Annotated in this window: 25 protein-coding genes and 1 pseudogene; all 26 read right to left on the bottom strand. The window is 65.2% G+C overall.

All coding sequences use genetic code 11. The features are described 5' to 3' along the window. Positions 1–39: 39 nt before the first annotated feature. Positions 40–1,035 carry a DNA-directed RNA polymerase subunit alpha gene (locus tag GV007_RS05230; RefSeq protein ID WP_104242647.1) on the bottom strand — a complete coding sequence of 332 codons (996 nt, stop codon included), beginning with the start codon at positions 1,033–1,035 and terminating at the stop codon, positions 40–42. Positions 1,036–1,184: 149 nt separating this feature from the next. Further along, positions 1,185–1,583, bottom strand: a complete 399-nt coding sequence (gene rpsK, locus GV007_RS05225; protein WP_068479244.1) for a 30S ribosomal protein S11 — start codon at positions 1,581–1,583, stop codon at positions 1,185–1,187. 42 nt (positions 1,584–1,625) lie between these two features. Next, positions 1,626–2,000 (bottom strand): 30S ribosomal protein S13, encoded by a 375-nt coding sequence (rpsM, locus tag GV007_RS05220; RefSeq protein ID WP_068479246.1) that lies wholly within the window; start codon positions 1,998–2,000, stop codon positions 1,626–1,628. A gap of 192 nt (positions 2,001–2,192) precedes the next feature. Continuing rightward, entirely contained in the window at positions 2,193–2,306 is a 114-nt protein-coding gene (gene rpmJ / locus GV007_RS05215) for a 50S ribosomal protein L36 (RefSeq protein WP_008361054.1), read from the bottom strand. A 69-nt stretch (positions 2,307–2,375) separates the two neighbouring features. Then, positions 2,376–2,597, bottom strand: a complete 222-nt coding sequence (gene infA, locus GV007_RS05210) for a translation initiation factor IF-1 (RefSeq protein ID WP_066056559.1) — start codon at positions 2,595–2,597, stop codon at positions 2,376–2,378. 149 nt (positions 2,598–2,746) lie between these two features. Continuing rightward, the gene (gene map, locus GV007_RS05205; protein ID WP_160071266.1) at positions 2,747–3,586 is read right to left on the bottom strand and encodes a type I methionyl aminopeptidase; all 840 of its coding nucleotides are present in this window, start codon (positions 3,584–3,586) and stop codon (positions 2,747–2,749) included. Positions 3,587–3,628: 42 nt separating this feature from the next. Further along, entirely contained in the window at positions 3,629–4,585 is a 957-nt protein-coding gene (locus tag GV007_RS05200; RefSeq protein WP_160071265.1) for a hypothetical protein, read from the bottom strand. After that, a complete protein-coding gene (locus GV007_RS05195) occupies positions 4,575–5,567 on the bottom strand; it encodes a hypothetical protein (protein WP_160071264.1) in 993 nt (330 codons plus the stop codon). Before GV007_RS05195 ends, GV007_RS05200 begins: the two co-directional genes overlap by 11 nt. A 158-nt stretch (positions 5,568–5,725) precedes the next feature. Continuing rightward, positions 5,726–6,877 carry a CaiB/BaiF CoA transferase family protein gene (locus GV007_RS05190; protein WP_236558342.1) on the bottom strand — a complete coding sequence of 384 codons (1,152 nt, stop codon included), beginning with the start codon at positions 6,875–6,877 and terminating at the stop codon, positions 5,726–5,728. 9 nt (positions 6,878–6,886) lie between these two features. Continuing rightward, positions 6,887–8,059 (bottom strand): acyl-CoA dehydrogenase family protein, encoded by a 1,173-nt coding sequence (locus tag GV007_RS05185; protein ID WP_160071263.1) that lies wholly within the window; start codon positions 8,057–8,059, stop codon positions 6,887–6,889. A gap of 210 nt (positions 8,060–8,269) precedes the next feature. Continuing rightward, positions 8,270–8,893 carry an adenylate kinase gene (locus tag GV007_RS05180; RefSeq protein ID WP_104331843.1) on the bottom strand — a complete coding sequence of 208 codons (624 nt, stop codon included), beginning with the start codon at positions 8,891–8,893 and terminating at the stop codon, positions 8,270–8,272. Further along, positions 8,890–10,248: a preprotein translocase subunit SecY gene (gene secY / locus GV007_RS05175; protein ID WP_104242659.1), complete on the bottom strand. Its 1,359-nt coding sequence runs from the start codon at positions 10,246–10,248 to the stop codon at positions 8,890–8,892. Before secY ends, GV007_RS05180 begins: the two co-directional genes overlap by 4 nt. Before the next feature lie 72 nt (positions 10,249–10,320). Beyond that, a complete protein-coding gene (gene rplO, locus GV007_RS05170) occupies positions 10,321–10,794 on the bottom strand; it encodes a 50S ribosomal protein L15 (protein ID WP_104242661.1) in 474 nt (157 codons plus the stop codon). Further along, entirely contained in the window at positions 10,791–10,979 is a 189-nt protein-coding gene (gene rpmD / locus GV007_RS05165; protein WP_104242663.1) for a 50S ribosomal protein L30, read from the bottom strand. The genes rplO and rpmD overlap by 4 nt, the downstream gene beginning before the upstream one ends. Further along, positions 10,979–11,656: a 30S ribosomal protein S5 gene (rpsE, locus tag GV007_RS05160; protein WP_104331901.1), complete on the bottom strand. Its 678-nt coding sequence runs from the start codon at positions 11,654–11,656 to the stop codon at positions 10,979–10,981. The genes rpmD and rpsE overlap by 1 nt, the downstream gene beginning before the upstream one ends. 32 nt (positions 11,657–11,688) lie before the next feature. Then, entirely contained in the window at positions 11,689–12,060 is a 372-nt protein-coding gene (gene rplR / locus GV007_RS05155) for a 50S ribosomal protein L18 (protein WP_104242664.1), read from the bottom strand. Between the two features lie 2 nt (positions 12,061–12,062). Further along, positions 12,063–12,599, bottom strand: a complete 537-nt coding sequence (rplF, locus tag GV007_RS05150) for a 50S ribosomal protein L6 (protein ID WP_160071262.1) — start codon at positions 12,597–12,599, stop codon at positions 12,063–12,065. A gap of 6 nt (positions 12,600–12,605) precedes the next feature. Next, positions 12,606–13,004 (bottom strand): 30S ribosomal protein S8, encoded by a 399-nt coding sequence (gene rpsH / locus GV007_RS05145; protein ID WP_068479267.1) that lies wholly within the window; start codon positions 13,002–13,004, stop codon positions 12,606–12,608. Positions 13,005–13,129: 125 nt separating this feature from the next. Continuing rightward, a complete protein-coding gene (gene rplE, locus GV007_RS05140) occupies positions 13,130–13,717 on the bottom strand; it encodes a 50S ribosomal protein L5 (protein ID WP_104242668.1) in 588 nt (195 codons plus the stop codon). 125 nt (positions 13,718–13,842) lie between these two features. Beyond that, positions 13,843–14,187 (bottom strand): annotated as a pseudogene (gene rplX, locus GV007_RS05135) (50S ribosomal protein L24); the annotation flags it as partial. Positions 14,188–14,190: 3 nt separating this feature from the next. Then, positions 14,191–14,559 carry a 50S ribosomal protein L14 gene (gene rplN, locus GV007_RS05130; protein ID WP_068479273.1) on the bottom strand — a complete coding sequence of 123 codons (369 nt, stop codon included), beginning with the start codon at positions 14,557–14,559 and terminating at the stop codon, positions 14,191–14,193. Positions 14,560–14,598: 39 nt separating this feature from the next. After that, positions 14,599–14,895 carry a 30S ribosomal protein S17 gene (gene rpsQ, locus GV007_RS05125; RefSeq protein ID WP_160071261.1) on the bottom strand — a complete coding sequence of 99 codons (297 nt, stop codon included), beginning with the start codon at positions 14,893–14,895 and terminating at the stop codon, positions 14,599–14,601. Beyond that, positions 14,895–15,224, bottom strand: a complete 330-nt coding sequence (rpmC, locus tag GV007_RS05120; RefSeq protein WP_104299433.1) for a 50S ribosomal protein L29 — start codon at positions 15,222–15,224, stop codon at positions 14,895–14,897. Before rpmC ends, rpsQ begins: the two co-directional genes overlap by 1 nt. Positions 15,225–15,226: 2 nt before the next feature. Next, a complete protein-coding gene (rplP, locus tag GV007_RS05115) occupies positions 15,227–15,643 on the bottom strand; it encodes a 50S ribosomal protein L16 (RefSeq protein ID WP_068479279.1) in 417 nt (138 codons plus the stop codon). A 2-nt stretch (positions 15,644–15,645) separates the two neighbouring features. Then, a complete protein-coding gene (gene rpsC / locus GV007_RS05110; protein ID WP_104242676.1) occupies positions 15,646–16,404 on the bottom strand; it encodes a 30S ribosomal protein S3 in 759 nt (252 codons plus the stop codon). Next, positions 16,404–16,787: a 50S ribosomal protein L22 gene (rplV, locus tag GV007_RS05105; protein ID WP_104242678.1), complete on the bottom strand. Its 384-nt coding sequence runs from the start codon at positions 16,785–16,787 to the stop codon at positions 16,404–16,406. Before rplV ends, rpsC begins: the two co-directional genes overlap by 1 nt. Positions 16,788–16,795: the final 8 nt, after the last annotated feature.

The following is a 16,795-nucleotide window of genomic DNA, read 5'->3' as shown; positions in this document are numbered from 1 at the left end:
TTCTCTTTCGTGTGAAGTCGGTCTGGCGGGCAGGTCTGTTTAGACGTACTCGCCGGTGTCGTCGCCGGCACCGTAGAAGTGAGCACCCTCGAACCCGGGAACCGAGTCCTTGAGCGAGAGGCCGAGCTCGGTGAGCTTGTCGCGCACCTCGTCGACCGACTTCTGACCGAAGTTGCGGATGTTCATGAGCTGCGTCTCGCTGAGAGCGACGAGCTCGGAAACCGTGTTGATGCCCTCGCGCTTGAGGCAGTTGTACGAGCGCACGGAGAGATCGAGATCCTCGATCGGCATCGAGAGCTCGTTGGTGAGGACGGCGTCGACCGGCGCTGGGCCGATCTCGATGCCCTCTGCCTGCTCGTTCAGCTCGCGAGCGAGGCTGAAGAGCTCGACGAGCGTGCGACCGGCAGATGCGATCGCGTCGCGCGGCGAGATAGCCGGCTTCGTCTCCACGTCGACGACGAGGTTGTCGAAGTCGGTGCGCTCCCCGGCACGGGTCGCGTCGACACGGTAGGTGACCTTGAGAACCGGCGAGTAGATCGAGTCGATCGGGACCTGACCGGCCTCGGAGAACTCGTTGCGGTTCTGGGTCGCCGACACGTAGCCGCGGCCGCGCTCGATGGTCAGCTCGAGCTCGAACTTGGCGTCATCGTTGAGCGTCGCGATGACGAGCTCCGGGTTGTGCACCTCGACACCGGCAGGTGCCGAGATGTCAGCCGCCGTCACTTCGCCTGCTCCGGTCTTGCGGAGGTAGGCCGTGATCGGCTCATCGTGCTCGCTGGAGACGACCAGCTGCTTGATGTTGAGGATGATCTCGGTGACATCTTCCTTCACACCAGGGATGGTGGTGAACTTGTGGAGGACACCGTCGAGACGGATGCTCGTGACTGCTGCTCCGGGGATGGAGGACAGCAGGGTGCGACGCAGTGAGTTGCCGAGGGTGTAGCCGAAGCCAGGCTCGAGTGGTCCGATCGTGAACTTCGAGCGGTTCTCGGAGAGGCTTTCCTCGGTGAGCGTTGGACGCTGTGCGATAAGCACTATGGGTTCCTTTCGGCAAAGTGTCCGCTATATGACACTTGGCGATTCAGCCGACGCACGTCGTCGACCGGGTGTGGAGTTCGAGCGGGGACGCCGAACATCCGCCACAAGGCCCTCCCTCGCGGGAGAGCCTCGCAGCGGACGGGAGGCTAGACGCGGCGACGCTTCGGAGGGCGGCAGCCGTTGTGTGCCTGAGGGGTGACGTCGTTGATCGAGCCGACCTCGAGGCCTGCGGCCTGAAGCGAGCGGATCGCGGTCTCGCGACCGGAGCCCGGTCCCTTGACGAAGACGTCGACCTTCTTCATGCCGTGCTCCTGCGCCTGGCGAGCTGCGGCCTCTGCTGCGAGCTGCGCGGCGAAGGGCGTCGACTTGCGCGAGCCCTTGAAGCCGACTCCACCGGAGGAAGCCCAGCTGATGACAGCGCCGGACGGGTCGGTGATCGACACGATCGTGTTGTTGAAGGTCGACTTGATGTGAGCCTGGCCCACTGCGACGTTCTTCTTGTCCTTCTTGCGCGGCTTACGAGCGGCGCTCTTTGGGGTAGCCAATTTTCTCTCCTACGAAATCTGCGGGCGCTGTCGCGGCGGCGACTAGCGTGCCTTCTTCTTGCCGGCGACCGTGCGCTTCGGGCCCTTGCGGGTACGAGCGTTCGTCTTCGTGCGCTGACCGCGCACGGGAAGGCCGCGGCGGTGGCGGAGACCCTCGTAGCTGCCGATTTCGACCTTGCGGCGGATGTCAGCTGCGACCTCACGGCGGAGGTCACCTTCTACCTTGAAGTTGCCTTCGATGTAGTCGCGGAGCTGAACCAGCTGCTCGTCGTCGAGGTTCTTGACGCGGATGTTGCCGTCGATGCCGGTGTCCTCGAGTGCCTTGAGGGCGCTCGTGCGGCCGACGCCGTAGATGTAGGTGAGTGCGATCTCAACGCGCTTTTCGCGTGGGAGATCGACGCCTGCGAGACGTGCCATGGGATTTCTCCTGTGGGTTGAGGTGTGATGCACCGGATGGGCCCCGGCCTCGGTCCGAAGGTGTCCCCGCCTGGGCTGAAGCCCGGCGGTTCTTACTGGTGCTGTTTCGTATTCAGTTGTGACGTCGGGTGCATGCGCACCCATGGGACGTCTCGCGTGCCTGAACTGGCGAGCGAGGTGAGTCCCGAGCGATTAGCCCTGGCGCTGCTTGTGGCGCGGGTTCTCGCAGATGACCATGACGCGACCGTGGCGGCGGATAACCTTGCACTTGTCGCAGATCTTCTTGACGCTGGGGTTGACCTTCATTGAAGTTCCTTCTGTGATCGCTGGCCTCGTGCTGGGCAGACGTCTGCCCAGCCGTTCCTTACAGCGTGCCTACTTGTAGCGGTAGACGATGCGGCCGCGGGTCAAGTCGTACGGGCTCAACTCCACGATCACGCGGTCCTCGGGGAGGATGCGGATGTAGTGCTGACGCATCTTGCCTGAGATGTGAGCAAGAACCTTGTGTCCGTTCGAGAGTTCTACGCGGAACATTGCGTTTGGCAATGCCTCGACAACCGAACCCTCGATCTCGATGACGCCGTCTTTCTTGGCCATAGCCTCACTGTCGTTTGCTATTGAATGCACGCTGGTCGTGCGGATGGACGGTGACTACGCGCGCGAAAACGCAACGCAAAAGACACCAAGCGTCAACTCTAGGCGGTCTCCCCGTGGAGTGCAAGTGCGGGGCCGCACCGCAGAGAGGGTCAGGCTCCCACTTCGGCTGGCGGAGTCGGGACGACTCCGAACTGCGCGAGACCTGCCGCTCCCCCGTCATGCGCGGTGGAGACCCAGATGCCGTCGGCATGCACCAGGATCGTGTGCTCCCAGTGGGCGCCGAGCGAGCCGTCCGCCGAACGAACGGTCCAGTCGTCGTCGTCGATGACGACGTCAGGGCCCCCGAGCGTGATCATGGGCTCGATGCAGATCGCCAGCCCTGGCTTGACGACCGGCCCTCGGCCGAACACGCGGATGTTGTGCACGGTCGGTTCCTCGTGCATGCTGCGGCCGATACCGTGTCCCGCGAAATCCTCGAGGATCCCGAAGTCGCCGGACTGCTCGATGGACTCTTCGACGGCAGCTCCGACCTCGGCGAGGTGCCGAGCAGTCGCCAGCTTCGCGATGCCCGCCCAGAGGGAGCGCTCGCAGGCCTCGCTGAGACGCGTGCCGTCGGCAACCGCGCTCGTGTCCGCTGCTTCGCCGGGGACGACGAACGTCCGGGCCGAGTCGCCGTTCCAGCCCTCGAACATGGCCCCGGCGTCGATGGAGACGAGCTGGCCTGCCTCGAGCGGCTTGTCGTTCGGGATGCCGTGGACTACCGCGTCGTCGACGGAGGCGCAGATCGTGTGCCGGTATCCCGGAACCAAGGCGAAGTTCGGCACTGCGCCCCTCTCGCGGACGACGCGCTCGGCGATGCCGTCGAGCTCCAGCGTCGTCACCCCCGGACGAATCGCCTCGGCGACGGCGTCGAGGGCGAGGGCCGTGATCCGGCCGGCTGGCAACATCGCCGCGAGCTCGGCGGGTGTCTTGTAGATGCTCTTGCGCATCAGGAGAGTCTACGTGCCGGCTGCCTCGCTCCTCCGGCCGACTCAGGGGATATCGCCGCATCGTCCGGTGATGAAGAGGTGGAAGGTCCCGTCCGTGTCATAGCTCAGGGAGGCGTTTTCGATCGTGTCGCTCCTCAGGCCGTCGCCCGAAATGGAGCTCGGTGTGGTGCCGATGTTCAAGCCCTTCTCCGTCCAGAGCGCCTCTATCTGCTCCAGTTCGGCAGCGCCCGCGTCCGTGCGGAAACTGTGCCCGACGAAATAGTGGTCACCTGACCGCGAGTATCCACCGCAGATCTGCCGCGAGATCTCCATGCCCGGCGCTCCGACGTAGTCGATCTCCTCGAGATCATCGGGGAAATGCTGCAGGGTCAGCTCCGCGAGGTCTCGAACTGCTGCCTCCCGCTCGGTTGTCGTCGCTGAGGCTGAGAAAATCGGCCCGTTGTCACCCACCGGCGGCGGCACGGGTGCGTCGGTAGGCTGCGGGGGCGGGCCGCCGACCACCTCCTCGGACGGCGCGGGCTCGACCACCGCCGATTCCGCCGCCGCGCCCTCCCAGAGCACTGAAGCTGCGGCACCCGAGAGGAACAGGGCGGCCAGCACGAACGTAGCGATACCGGAGAGGCGCGCGATGATTCGCGCGGTGATCAGGGCGCCCGCCTGCAGGTCCGCGCCCAGAGCGCGGAGCCGTGTCGAGACCTGCAGTGCAATCCCGGAGAGCAGCAGGGCGGTGAGCGCGCAGAGGCACAGCACCGCGACGGAGGCGATCATGCGCAGGTACGACCGGGGCTCGAGGGGAACCACCCAGGCGGGCAGGTGCGGGTTGCCGGAGAGATTCGGCGTCGGGACGGCGCTGGCCGCGCCGGTCAGCAGCCACCAGACTGCGGCGATGGGGAACGCAGCCGTCAGTACGCACAGCGCGACGAGCGCCGAGGAGCTCCCGGTCTCCACCTCGGCCGGTCGTCTCTCGCCCCCTGGCTCAGCGGTCAGGTCAATCGGCATGGGTCTCAGCACCTTCGTCGGGAGCGCAGTGGCTCGTGATCGTGATATTCAGCCAGCCCTGGGCGTCACCGCGCATCCGCACCTGATCGATCGCCTGGGAGACCGGCCCTCCCGCATAGTTGGTGCCCATGGCTCGGTCGTACGTCAGACCGCGCTCCTGCCAGAGCTCGATGATGTTCTGCTCGTCGGTGATCGTGTCGGGGCCGGAGAGGCTGAGCGTGAGGACGTACGCGGTCCCAGAGGCGGAATGCTCGTCCGGCACATCCCCCGTCTCCCCGCCCGGCACGCAGGCGACCTCCTCAGGCGGCGCGTCGAGCGTCCCCACCATGAGGTTCGGGATCGGGGCCACCATCACTCCGAGCGTCGCGACCCGGAGCGAGTCCACTCCGGCGGCGAGCTCCTCCTTCGAGAGGGCAGTCACCGATCCAGCTGGGTCCAGGCGCTGCTCGTCCACCCACCCCACAGCATCAGGCGTCTCCTCCGGGCCGTGCAGCGGGTCCGGAGACGCGGGCGGGCCAGACACCTGCGCTGCCTGGCCCGCGTACTCGGTCACCATGCGTTCGGCCTCGAGCGTCCAATGCACGGTGAAGCCCAGGTGCGTGGCTGCGATGACAGCCGCCGCACACGAGAGCCACGCTGCCGAGGATCGCGTGCTCCGCAGCGCGAGCACGAGCGCCATGGCGGCAGCGAGGACCAGCAGCGGCCAGACGGCAAGCGAGAGTCCGGGTCCGAGGTAGCTCCCGATGAGTTCCCGGAAGTAGCCCTCGCCGTAGTCGCTCGGCTCCCACCAGATGGTCATCGCGAATGCCCGCCATGCCGTCATGCCGACGAGCAACGAGGCGAGGAAGACTGCCAGGGCGAGGTTGCGCTGCCAGACGGCGGGAGTGACAGCCGAGGCAAGGTGTCCATCGGCTCCGGGGTGCGCTGACGGCGCTGACCCGGGAGTCGCCTCGTTCACCAGAGCTTTCGCGGTCCAAGTCAAGGAGTCCTCCGTGCACGGCCCATCACCGATTCGATGGGGTCCTGCGAAGCTAGCCTCCCGCCGCGCGGATTTCGGTCAGCAGGCGACAACGCTTCGGCAACACCGGCGAGATGGAGGTCACGGTTCAGTAACCGGTCACGCTCGTGCCAGGTCTCGGCCTACCTCCAGGCGATGCCGGTGCCTGCCGAGCCCAGTTCCGGCGACGGGTCGCCGGGACGCGCGGGCGTCGCGGAGAGGTGGATCGGGTTCGCGGTCGATCTGACCGGGTCGCCTCCGGCTCCCAGGAGTTCTACGACCGGCTCGAGCCCGAGGCGCTCCGCGAACGCAAACGCCTCGGCGACGTCGTTAACGAGGCCGGCCGGCACGCGTGCGCTCGACAGGAGCTCGACCCACTCGCTCGCCACGCGCTCCTCCAGCCTCGCCGCAAGGAGCGCACGGAGGGCGTCACGGTTGTGCACGCGGAGCTGGTTGGTGGTGAAGCGCGGGTCTCCAGCGAGGCCAGGAGCGCCTAGGACCCCGACAAGCCCTGCGAACTGCCGATCGTTGCCGACGGCGATCACGAGCGGGCGGTCGCTCGCGTCGAACAGCTCATACGGGGCGATGCTTGGATGCGCGTTGCCGAGCCGTGCGGGAGCGCGGCCCGTCGCCAGCGTGCTCGACGCCTGATTGGCGAGTGCCGACAGCAGGCTCGTCATCAGGTCCACCTCCACGCGCTGGCCCGTCCCAGACCGCTCGCGCTCGCGCAGGGCGAGCAGGATGCCCGTGACCGCGTTCAGCCCCGTCAGCACGTCGACGAGCGCAACACCGACCTTGCTCGGCTCCCCCTCCACCGGGCCCGTGATGCTCATGAGCCCGCCGACGGCCTGCACGAGGAGGTCGTAGCCCGGCAGCGCCGCTCCCCCGCCCCCGCCGAAACCGGTGATCGAACAGAAGATCGCCGACGGGTTCTCCGCCCGCACCGAGTCGAAGTCGAGCCCGAAGCGCGCCATGACCCCGGGTCGGAAATTCTCGACGACAATGTCCGCCTCCCGCGCGAGTCGGCGCGCGGCCGCAACGTCCTCGCCGCGGTTGAGATCGAGCACTAGAGACCGCTTGCCGCGATTCACGCCGGAGAAGTACGTCGACTGACCGCGCGCATCAACCGGTGGAGTCCAGGCCCTCGTCTCGTCACCGCCCGGGGGTTCCACCTTGATGACGTCGGCGCCGAAATCGGCGAGCATCATCGTCGCGTACGGGCCGGCGAGCACCCGGGAGAAATCCGCGACTCGCACGCCGCTCAGCACGCCGTCGTGTCCGCGATCCGAGAGCACTTGGGATCCTTACCTGAACGCCGGGATGCCGGTGAGCTTGTTGCCAAGCACGAGCGTGTGGATCTCATCGGTGCCCTCGTAGGTCCGCACCGACTCCAGGTTGTTGGCGTGGCGAAGCGGTGAGTAGTCGAGGGTGATGCCGTTGCCGCCGAGAATCGTCCTCGCCTCGCGAGCGATCGCGATCGCCTCGCGGGTGTTGTTGAGCTTGCCAACGGAGATGTGGTGCGGCTGGATGCGGCCCGCGTCCTTCAGCCGCCCGAGCTGGAGGGCGAGCAGGAAGCCCTTGTTGATCTCGAGGGCCATGTCCACGAGCTTCTGCTGCGTCATCTGGAAGCCAGCCAGCGGACGGTTGAACGGCTGCCGCTCCCCCGCGTACGCAAGCGCAGCCTCAAAGCTGTCCCTCGCGGCGCCCATGACACCCCAGGCGATACCGTAGCGGGCCTCATTGAGGCATTCGAACGGCCCACGCAGCCCGCGCGCACCGGGGAGCATCGCATCGGCTGGAACCCGGACCTCATCGAGGACGACGTCGCACTGGACGGATGCACGCATCGAGAGCTTCGGGCCGATGGGCGTCGCCGAGAAGCCAGCGGAAGCCGTCGGTACGATGAAGCCTCTGACGCCCTCGTCCGTCTGCGCCCAGATGATCGAGATGTGGGCGAGGGACGCCAGGCCGATCCAGCGTTTGGTGCCGCTGACGACCCAGTCCGAGCCATCTCGTCGCGCGAACGTGCCCATCGTTCCCGGATCGGATCCGGCACCGGGCTCGGTCAGCCCGAAGCAGCCGATGACCTCGCCGGCAGCCATGCGCGGCAGCCATTCGCGCTTCTGCTCCTCGCTACCGTGCTTCCAGATCGCGCTCATGGCCAGAGAGCCCTGCACGGAGACGAAGGTGCGAATACCGGAGTCGCCCGCCTCGAGCTCCGCCGCGGCGATGCCGTACTCGACGGCGCTGCGGCCAGCGCACCCGTAGCCGCTCAAGTGCATGCCGAGCAGCCCTTCGCTTGCGAGCATCGGCACGAGGTCGATCGGGAAGACGGCGTCCTCGTACCAGGACGCGATGTGCGGCCGGACGTGCTCGTCGACGAGGAGTCGGACACGGCTGCGCAGCGCCAGCTCTTCCTCGCTCAAGAGCACGTCGAAGTCGATGAGGTCGTGGGGCTCAGCTGAGGGTGAGGACATCTGTGTCTCCGTTCCTGGACAACTGCGTCAACAGGGTTCTCCGGCGCTCCGAGCTGGAGGCGCCGACAGGCCAACGCTAGCCGACGATGACAGCGCTCGACCAGGTGCGAACGGCACCGCGGTGGCTTCTTGGCGGGCATTCCGGCAAACGCAAGAGGACCCGAGCGGGAGAAATCCGCTCGGGTCCTTGCTTGCTGTGCCGGTTGAGTCCTACTTGCCGCTAAGACGGTGCAGCGGGTGACGGAGTCCCCGCTGCTCGAGAGCAGCGAAGATGCGGTTCCGGACTTCCTCGACGGTGCCGAAGCCGTTGACGCTCACAAGCGTCCCGCGAGCGGAGTACGTCTCGAGAAGCGGCGCGGTCTCCTGCAGGTACACGTTCTGACGGTGCCTGATGGCCTCTTCCGTGTCGTCTGCGCGGCCCTGCTCGAGCGCGCGGCGGCGGAGACGCTCCACGACGCTGTCGACCTCGACCTTGAGTTCGATGACCGCGTCGATCGCAGTGCCCTGATCAGCTAGGAGCTGCGTGAGGAACGCGACCTGCTCGAGTGTGCGCGGGTAGCCGTCGAGGAGGAAGCCGCCAGCTGCGTCTGCCTCCGTGAGGCGGTCGCGGACGAGCTCGTTCGTCAGCGAGTCGGGAACGAGGTTGCCGCTCTCGATGATCTCGCGGACCTGGATGCCGAGGTTCGTGCCGTTCTTGATGTTGGCACGGAAGATGTCACCGGTCGAGATGGCAGGGATACCGAAGGCCTCGGCGATGCCGACGGCCTGCGTTCCCTTGCCGGCCCCGGGGGGACCAACGATGAGCAGGCGGAAGGTCTGGTCGTGATGTGTCATCGGAGAAGCCCCTCGTAGTTGCGTTGTTGGAGTTGAGCGTCGATCTGCTTCACCGTCTCGAGTCCGACGCCCACGACGATGAGGATCGATGCGCCGCCGAACGGGAAGTTGGCATTTGCATTGACCGTGGACAACGCGATGAGCGGGATGAGCGCGAGCACGCCGAGGTAGAGCGAACCGGGGAAGGTGATTCGCGTGAGCACGAAGTTCAGGTACTCGGCGGTCGGACGTCCGGCACGGATGCCGGGGACGAAGCCACCGTGCTTTCGCATGTTCTCGGCAACCTCCTCAGGGTTGAAGGCGATCGCGACGTAGAAGTACGTGAAGCCGATGATGAGGAGGAAGTAGACCGCCATGTAGAGCGGGTGGTCGCCCGTCGTGAAGTTGTTCATGACCCAGGTGACCCACTCTGGCGGGGTCTCCCCCGCGGCAGGCTGGTTGAACTGGGCGACGAGCGCGGGGAGGTACAGCAGCGACGAGGCGAAGATGACAGGGATAACGCCTGCCTGGTTCACCTTGATCGGGATGTACGTGCTGTTGCCGCCATAGGTGCGGCGTCCGACCATGCGCTTCGCGTACTGGACGGGAATGCGTCGCTGCGACTGCTCGACGAACACGACGGCCATCATGATGAGCAGCCCGATCGCGATGACGATGACCAGCGTGGTCATTCCACCGGTACCGGCGGCGATGGCGCCGAAGGCGGACGGGAACGAGGCTGCGATCGACGTGAAGATCAGGAGCGACATGCCGTTGCCGACGCCGCGCTCGGTGATGAGCTCTGCCATCCACATGATGACCGCGGTGCCAGCTGTCATGGCTGCGACCATGAGCACGACGCGCACCATGTTGATGACGGCGTTCTCCGGGGTCGCGGCGGACTCGTTGAGCATGTCGAGGACGTTCTCGCAGGCCGGGTTGCCCGTACCGAAGAGCGTTCCCGACTTCGCCACCGTCACGAGCGTCGTCGCCTGGAGGATCGCGAGGGCGATGGTCAGGTAGCGCGTGTACTGCGTGAGCTTCGACTGACCGGCCTGACCCTCCTTGTGGAGCGCCTCGAAGTGCGGGATGACCACACGCAGCAGCTGCGTGATGATCGAGGCCGTGATGTACGGCATGATGCCCAGCGCGAAGATCGACAACTGCAGCAGAGCGCCACCGGAGAACAGGTTGACCATGTCGTAGAGACCGGCCATCTGCGTTCCAGTGTCGAGACACTGCTGCACGTTGACGTAGTTCACAAATGGGCCAGGAACCGTGGTGCCGATCCGGTAGATGGCGACCATAGCGAGCGTGAAGAGGATCTTGCGACGAAGATCCGGTGTCTTGAACACTCGTGCGACGGCACTGAACACTACGTTCCTGCTTTCATTTCTCGTGAAAGAGACAAACGGGGGTCGGCAACCGCCGACCCCCGCTTGGAGTTGCTACTTGACGGAACCGCCGGCGGCAACGATCTTCTGCTCTGCTGAGCTGGAGACCTTGTCGACCGCGACGTTCAGCTTAACCGCAATCTCACCATTGCCGAGCACCTTGACGGGCTCGTTCTTGCGAACCGCACCCTTTGCCACGAGGTTCGCGATGGTGACATCGCCGCCCTCGGGGAAGAGCTCGGCCAGCTTGGAGAGGTTGACGACCTGGTACTCGACGCGGAACGGGTTCTTGAACCCGCGCAGCTTCGGCGTACGCATGTGCAGCGGCATCTGGCCACCCTCGAAGCCGATACGCACTGTCGTGCGCGCCTTCGAGCCCTTGGTGCCGCGACCGGCGGTCTTGCCCTTGGAGCCCTCACCGCGACCGACGCGCGTCTTGGACTTCTTGGCACCGGGAGCGGGGCGGAGGTGGTGGACCTTGAGCTGAGGCTCGGAGGTCACATCCTTCTCGTTCTCGTTCTTGGTCATTCGGAGATCTCCTCAACTGAAACCAGGTGAGCGACTGTCTTGACGTAGCCGCGGTTCACCGAGTTGTCCGGCTTGACGACGGTGTGGCCAATGCGCTTGAGGCCGAGCGAGCGCAGTGTGTCGCGCTGGTTCTGCTTCTCGCTGATCTTGGACTTGATCTGGGTCACCTTGAGACTCTTGGCCATCAGGCACCGACCTTCTGTGCTTCGGCTGCGGCCTTGGCCGCGTTGGCCTCGGCACGCAGAATGCGCTGCGGAACGACCTGGTCGACGGGCAGGCCACGACGAGCTGCGACTGCGCGCGGCTCCTCGAGCTGCTTCAGCGCCGCGACGGTTGCGTGCACGATGTTGATCGTGTTCGACGAACCGAGCGACTTCGACAGGACGTCGTGGATGCCCGCGCACTCAAGCACGGCGCGAACGGGGCCACCGGCGATAACACCGGTACCTGCAGCGGCGGGACGGAGCAGGACGACGCCTGCTGCTGCCTCGCCCTGCACGGGGTGCGGGATCGTCTTCAGGACGCGAGGAACGCGGAAGAAGTTCTTCTTCGCCTCTTCGACGCCCTTGGAGATGGCCAGCGGGACCTCACGGGCCTTGCCGTAGCCGACGCCCACGAGTCCGTTGCCGTCGCCGACGACGACGAGCGCGGTGAACGCGAAGCGACGACCGCCCTTGACGACCTTCGAGACGCGGTTGATGGTGACGACGCGCTCCAGGAACTGGCTCTTGTCATCGCGTGAGTTGCGGTCGCGGCCGCCCTGGCCACGCTCGCCACGGCCACCGCGACGGTTGTTGTCACGGCCACCCTCGCGCTGTGCCGACTCACTCGACGCGGCCGTCTCAACGGGCGTGTCGGTCATGTTGTCGGGCGTGTTGGTGTCGATTTTCTCGGTCACAGGTTCAGCCCTGCCTCTCGTGCTCCATCAGCGATGGCCGCGACGCGACCGGCGTACTTGTTGCCGCCGCGGTCGAAGACCACGCTTTCGATGCCGGCGTCCTTGGCGCGTGCGCCGACGAGCTCGCCGACCCGCTTTGCCTTGGCCGACTTGTCACCGTCGAACTCACGCAGCTCGGCTTCCATGGTGGATGCCGATGCGAGCGTGATGCCCTTGGTGTCGTCGACAACCTGGACGAAGACGTGACGCGCAGAGCGCGTGACGACGAGACGGGGACGCTGTGCGTCGCCGGAGACCTTCTTGCGAAGGCGGACGTGGCGGCGACGGGTCGCTGCCTGCTTGCTCTTTCCTCGAGTTCCGAGTCCCATGGTTACTTACCTGACTTTCCGGCCTTGCGGCGGATCTGCTCGCCCTCGTAACGCACGCCCTTGCCCTTGTAGGGCTCGGGGAGGCGGAGCTTGCGGATGTTCGCTGCGACCTCGCCGACAGCCTGCTTGTCGATTCCGACGACCGTGAGCTTGTTGTTGCCCTCGACCTGGAACGTGATGCCCACGGGGGGCTCGACGTTGATCGGGTGCGAGTAGCCGAGTGCGAACTCGACGCCCGTGCCCTTGGAAACGATGCGGTAACCGGTTCCAACGACCTCGAGCTTCTTCGTGTAGCCCTCGGTGACGCCGATGATGTTGTTGTTGATGAGCGTGCGGGTCAGGCCGTGCAGTGCACGGGACTCACGCTCGTCGTTCGGACGCGTGACGAGAAGCTGACCGTCTTCGAGCTTGACCTCGATGGGGTTCGCGACGACGAGCGCGAGCTCGCCCTTCGGTCCCTTGACGGTGACGTTCTGCGCGTCGATCTTGATGTCAACGCCAGCTGGGACGCTGATCGGGAGACGACCAATTCGTGACATGACGGATTACCACACGTAGGCGAGGACTTCTCCGCCTACGCCCTTCTGCTCGGCCTGACGGTCCGTGAGGAGACCGGAGGAGGTGGACAGGATGGCAATGCCGAGGCCGCCGAGGACGCTTGGCAGCTCGGTCGAGCGCGCGTACACGCGGAGACCTGGCTTGGAGACGCGCTTGATGCCGACGATCGACCTCTCGCGGTTCGGACCGAACTTCAGCGAGAGAGTGAGGGTCTGGCCCACTCGTGCATCTTCGACTGTCCAGTCGGTGATGTAACCCTCGCGCTTGAGGATGTCGGCAATGTGGGACTTGAGCTTCGAGCTCGGCATCGACACGGAGTCGTGGTGCGCCGAGTTCGCGTTGCGCAGTCGCGTCAGCATATCTGCGACGGGATCTGTCATCGTCATGATGAGTGCCTTTCGCCTGGTTTCGCGGGGCCGTACACGGCCCCGCGACCTGTGGTGGACGGGCCGTTGCGGTTGCAACAGCCCGATGGGGTCACGGCGTATGCCGTGACCCTCGGGTGTTCAGACTAGTTCTGCTGGAGACCGGCCTGGAACGGGAAGCCGAGCTTGCCCAGGAGAGCGCGCCCATCTTCGTCGTTCTTCGCCGTCGTGACGACGGTGATGTCCATACCGCGTGTGCGGTCGATCTTGTCTGGATCGATCTCATGGAACATTACCTGCTCCGTGAGGCCGAAGGTGTAGTTTCCGTTTCCGTCGAACTGGCGGTCGTTGAGACCACGGAAGTCGCGGATACGGGGAAGAGCGAGCGAGAGCAGGCGGTCGAGGAACTCCCACATGCGGTCGCCGCGCAGTGTGACGTGCGCGCCGATCGGCTGTCCTTCGCGCAGCTTGAACTGTGCGATCGACTTCGTGGCCTTCGTGACCTTCGGCTTCTGACCGGTGATCGCCGTGAGGTCCGTGATGGCACCTTCGATGATCTTTCCGTCGCGAGCTGCTTCGCCAACACCCATGTTCACGACGATCTTCACGAGACCGGGAACCTGGTGGACGTTGCTCACGCCGAGGTCTGCCTGCAGCTGAGCCTTGAGCTCGTCGCGGTACTTCAGCTTGAGACGGGGCTGGATTTTGCCAGCCTCCGTGGCGATGTCAGTCATATCTACTCGTCGTCCTTCTTCTTCGGTGCGGCGGCCTTGGCCTTCGTCGCGGGCTTCTTCTCAGCCTTCTCAGCCTTGTCGGCCTTGGCGGCCTTCTCGACCTTGGCCGGCTTCGCAGCGCGGCGCGATGGCTTGAAGACGCGCGTGCGCACCGTCTTGGTCACGCCGTCCTTCGTGACCTCTTCGACCTGCACACCGGTGCGAGCCGGCTGCTTGGTCTCGGGGTCGACGAGTGCGACGTTGGAGATGTGGATGGGGGCCTCGACGGTCTCGATGCCACCCGTCTTCGTGCCACGCTGCGTCTGTCCGACGCGAACGTGCTTGGTCACGAAGTTGATTCCCTGAACGAGAATGCGGTTCTCTTCGCGGAGCACCTCGAGCACTTCGCCCTGCTTGCCGCGGTCTCCACCACGAGCCTGGCTCGGGCCCGAGATGACCTGGACCAGGTCGCCCTTGCGGATCGTTGCCATGGGTTAAATCACCTCCGGCGCGAGCGACACGATCTTCATGAACTTCTTGTCGCGGAGTTCGCGACCGACCGGTCCGAAGATTCGAGTGCCACGCGGCTCGTTGTCACCCTTGAGGATGACGGCTGCGTTCTCGTCGAACTTGATGTACGAACCGTCGGGACGACGGGTCGACTTGACTGTGCGAACGATGACGGCCTTGACGACCTCACCCTTCTTGAGGTTTCCGCCAGGGATCGCGTCCTTGACGGTCGCGACGATGACGTCACCGATTCCCGCGTAGCGGCGGCCGGAGCCACCGAGTACGCGGATCGTGAGGAGTTCCTTGGCGCCGGTGTTGTCGGCGACACGGACTCGTGATTCTTGCTGAAGCATCTGTCAAATTCCTTCGCTGAGTGGTCGAAGAGGCGAGGCCTACTTCGCCTTCTCCAGGATCTCGACCAGGCGCCAGCGCTTGGTAGCGCTGAGGGGACGGGTCTCTGCAATCAGGACGAGGTCGCCGATGCCGGCCTGGTTGTCGGCGTCATGCACCTTGACCTTGCTCGAGCGGCGGAGCACCTTGCCGTAAAGGGGGTGCTTGACGCGCTCTTCGACCGAGACGGTGATGGTCTTTTCCATCTTGTCGCTCGTGACGTAGCCGCGCCGGGTCTTGCGGTAGTTGCGCTCGTGCGCTTCTTCCGTTGCCTCGGGCTGTGTCGTGCTTTCAGCCATTACTTGGTCTCCTCGTTCTCAGCCTCGGGCGCAGCCTCGGAGGCTTCGGCCTTCTTCGAAGCCTTGGTGGCCTTCGACTTCTTGGCCGGCTTCTCGACCGGGGCCGGGGTTGCGCGGATCCCGAGCTCACGCTCGCGGATCACCGTGTAGATGCGCGCGATGTCGCGCTTGACCTGACGGATGCGTCCGCGCTCTTCGACCTGGTTGGTCACGGCCTGGAAGCGCAGGTTGAACAGCTCTTCCTTGGCCTTCTTGAGCTCCTCGACGAGACGTCCGTCTTCGAAGTTGTCGAGCTCGGTGGTGGCGAGCTCCTTGGTACCAATCGCCATGATTACTCGCCTTCCTCGCGCGAAATGATGCGTGCCTTGAGCGGCAGCTTGTGGATGGCGCGCGTGAGGGCCTCGCGAGCGAGCTCCTCGCTGACGCCGGCGACCTCGAAGAGGACGCGGCCGGGCTTGACGTTCGCAACCCAGGAGTCGACTGCACCCTTACCGGAACCCATGCGGGTCTCAGCGGGGCGAGCGGTCATCGGGCGGTCCGGGTAGATGTTGATCCAGACCTTGCCGCCACGCTTGATGTGACGCGTCATGGCGATACGAGCTGCCTCGATCTGACGGTTGGTCACGTAGGACGGGGTGAGCGCCTGGATGCCGAACTCGCCGAACGATACGGTGTTGCCACCCTTCGACATGCCGCTACGGTCCGGGCGGTGCTGCTTACGGTGCTTGACTCGACGTGGAATCAACATGGTTACGCCTCAACTCCTGCGGCGACCTGCTTCTCGTTGTCGCGGCGCGGGCCACGGCGTGAGCGGTCGTTACGGTCCCCACGGGACGACTTCTGGTTGGCCTGTTCGCGGGCGAGTTCCTTGTTGGTCATGTCGCCCTTGTAGATCCACACCTTGACACCGATGCGACCGTAGGTGGTCTTGGCCTCGTAGAAGCCGTAATCGATGTTGGCGCGGAGCGTGTGCAGCGGAACGCGTCCCTCGCGGTAGAACTCCGAGCGGCTCATCTCAGCACCGCCGAGGCGGCCGGAGACCTGGATGCGGATGCCCTTGGCACCTGCACGCTGAGCGCCCTGGAGGCCCTTGCGCATCGCACGGCGGAAGGCGACACGAGCAGAAAGCTGCTCGGCGATGCCCTGCGCGACCAGCTGAGCGTCAGCCTCGGGGTTCTTGACCTCGAGGATGTTCAGCTGGATCTGCTTGCCCGTGAGCTTCTCGAGGTCGGCGCGGATGCGCTCGGCCTCTGCTCCGCGTCGTCCGATGACGATGCCGGGGCGTGCCGTGTAGATGTCGACGCGAACGCGGTCACGCGTGCGCTCGATCTCGATGCGGGAGACGCCTGCACGGTCGAGTGTCTTCTGGAGATACTCGCGAATGCGGATGTCTTCCTTGACGTAGTCGCTGTAGCGCTGACCCGGCTTGGTCGAGTCTGCGTACCAGCGGGAGACGTGGTCGGTCGTGATTCCGAGACGGAAGCCGTACGGATTGATCTTCTGGCCCATTACTTGCTGCTCCCCTTCTCGGCCTCGGCGAGCTCCGGCGTCGCCAGCACAACCGTGATGTGGCTTGTGCGCTTGTTGATGCGGAATGCTCGTCCCTGTGCACGCGGACGGAAGCGCTTGAGGGTTGCACCCTCGTCTACGAACGCCTTGGCGATGTAGAGGTCGCGCTCGTCAAGGAACTGGCTTTCCTTGTCTGCCTTGACACGTGCGTTGGCGATTGCGGATGCAACGACCTTGTAGACCGGCTCAGAGGCACCCTGAGGTGCGAACTTCAGGATGGCGAGCGCTTCGAGCGCCTGCTTGCCGCGGATCAAGTTGACGACGCGACGAGCCTTCTGAGGGGTGACGCGGATGTGCCGCACGCGTGCGGTTGACTCCACCATATTTTCCT

Source organism: Pseudoclavibacter sp. 8L, from assembly GCF_902506465.1.
Lineage (GTDB): Bacteria > Actinomycetota > Actinomycetes > Actinomycetales > Microbacteriaceae > Pseudoclavibacter.
This window is presented reverse-complemented; position numbering and strand designations above follow the sequence as displayed.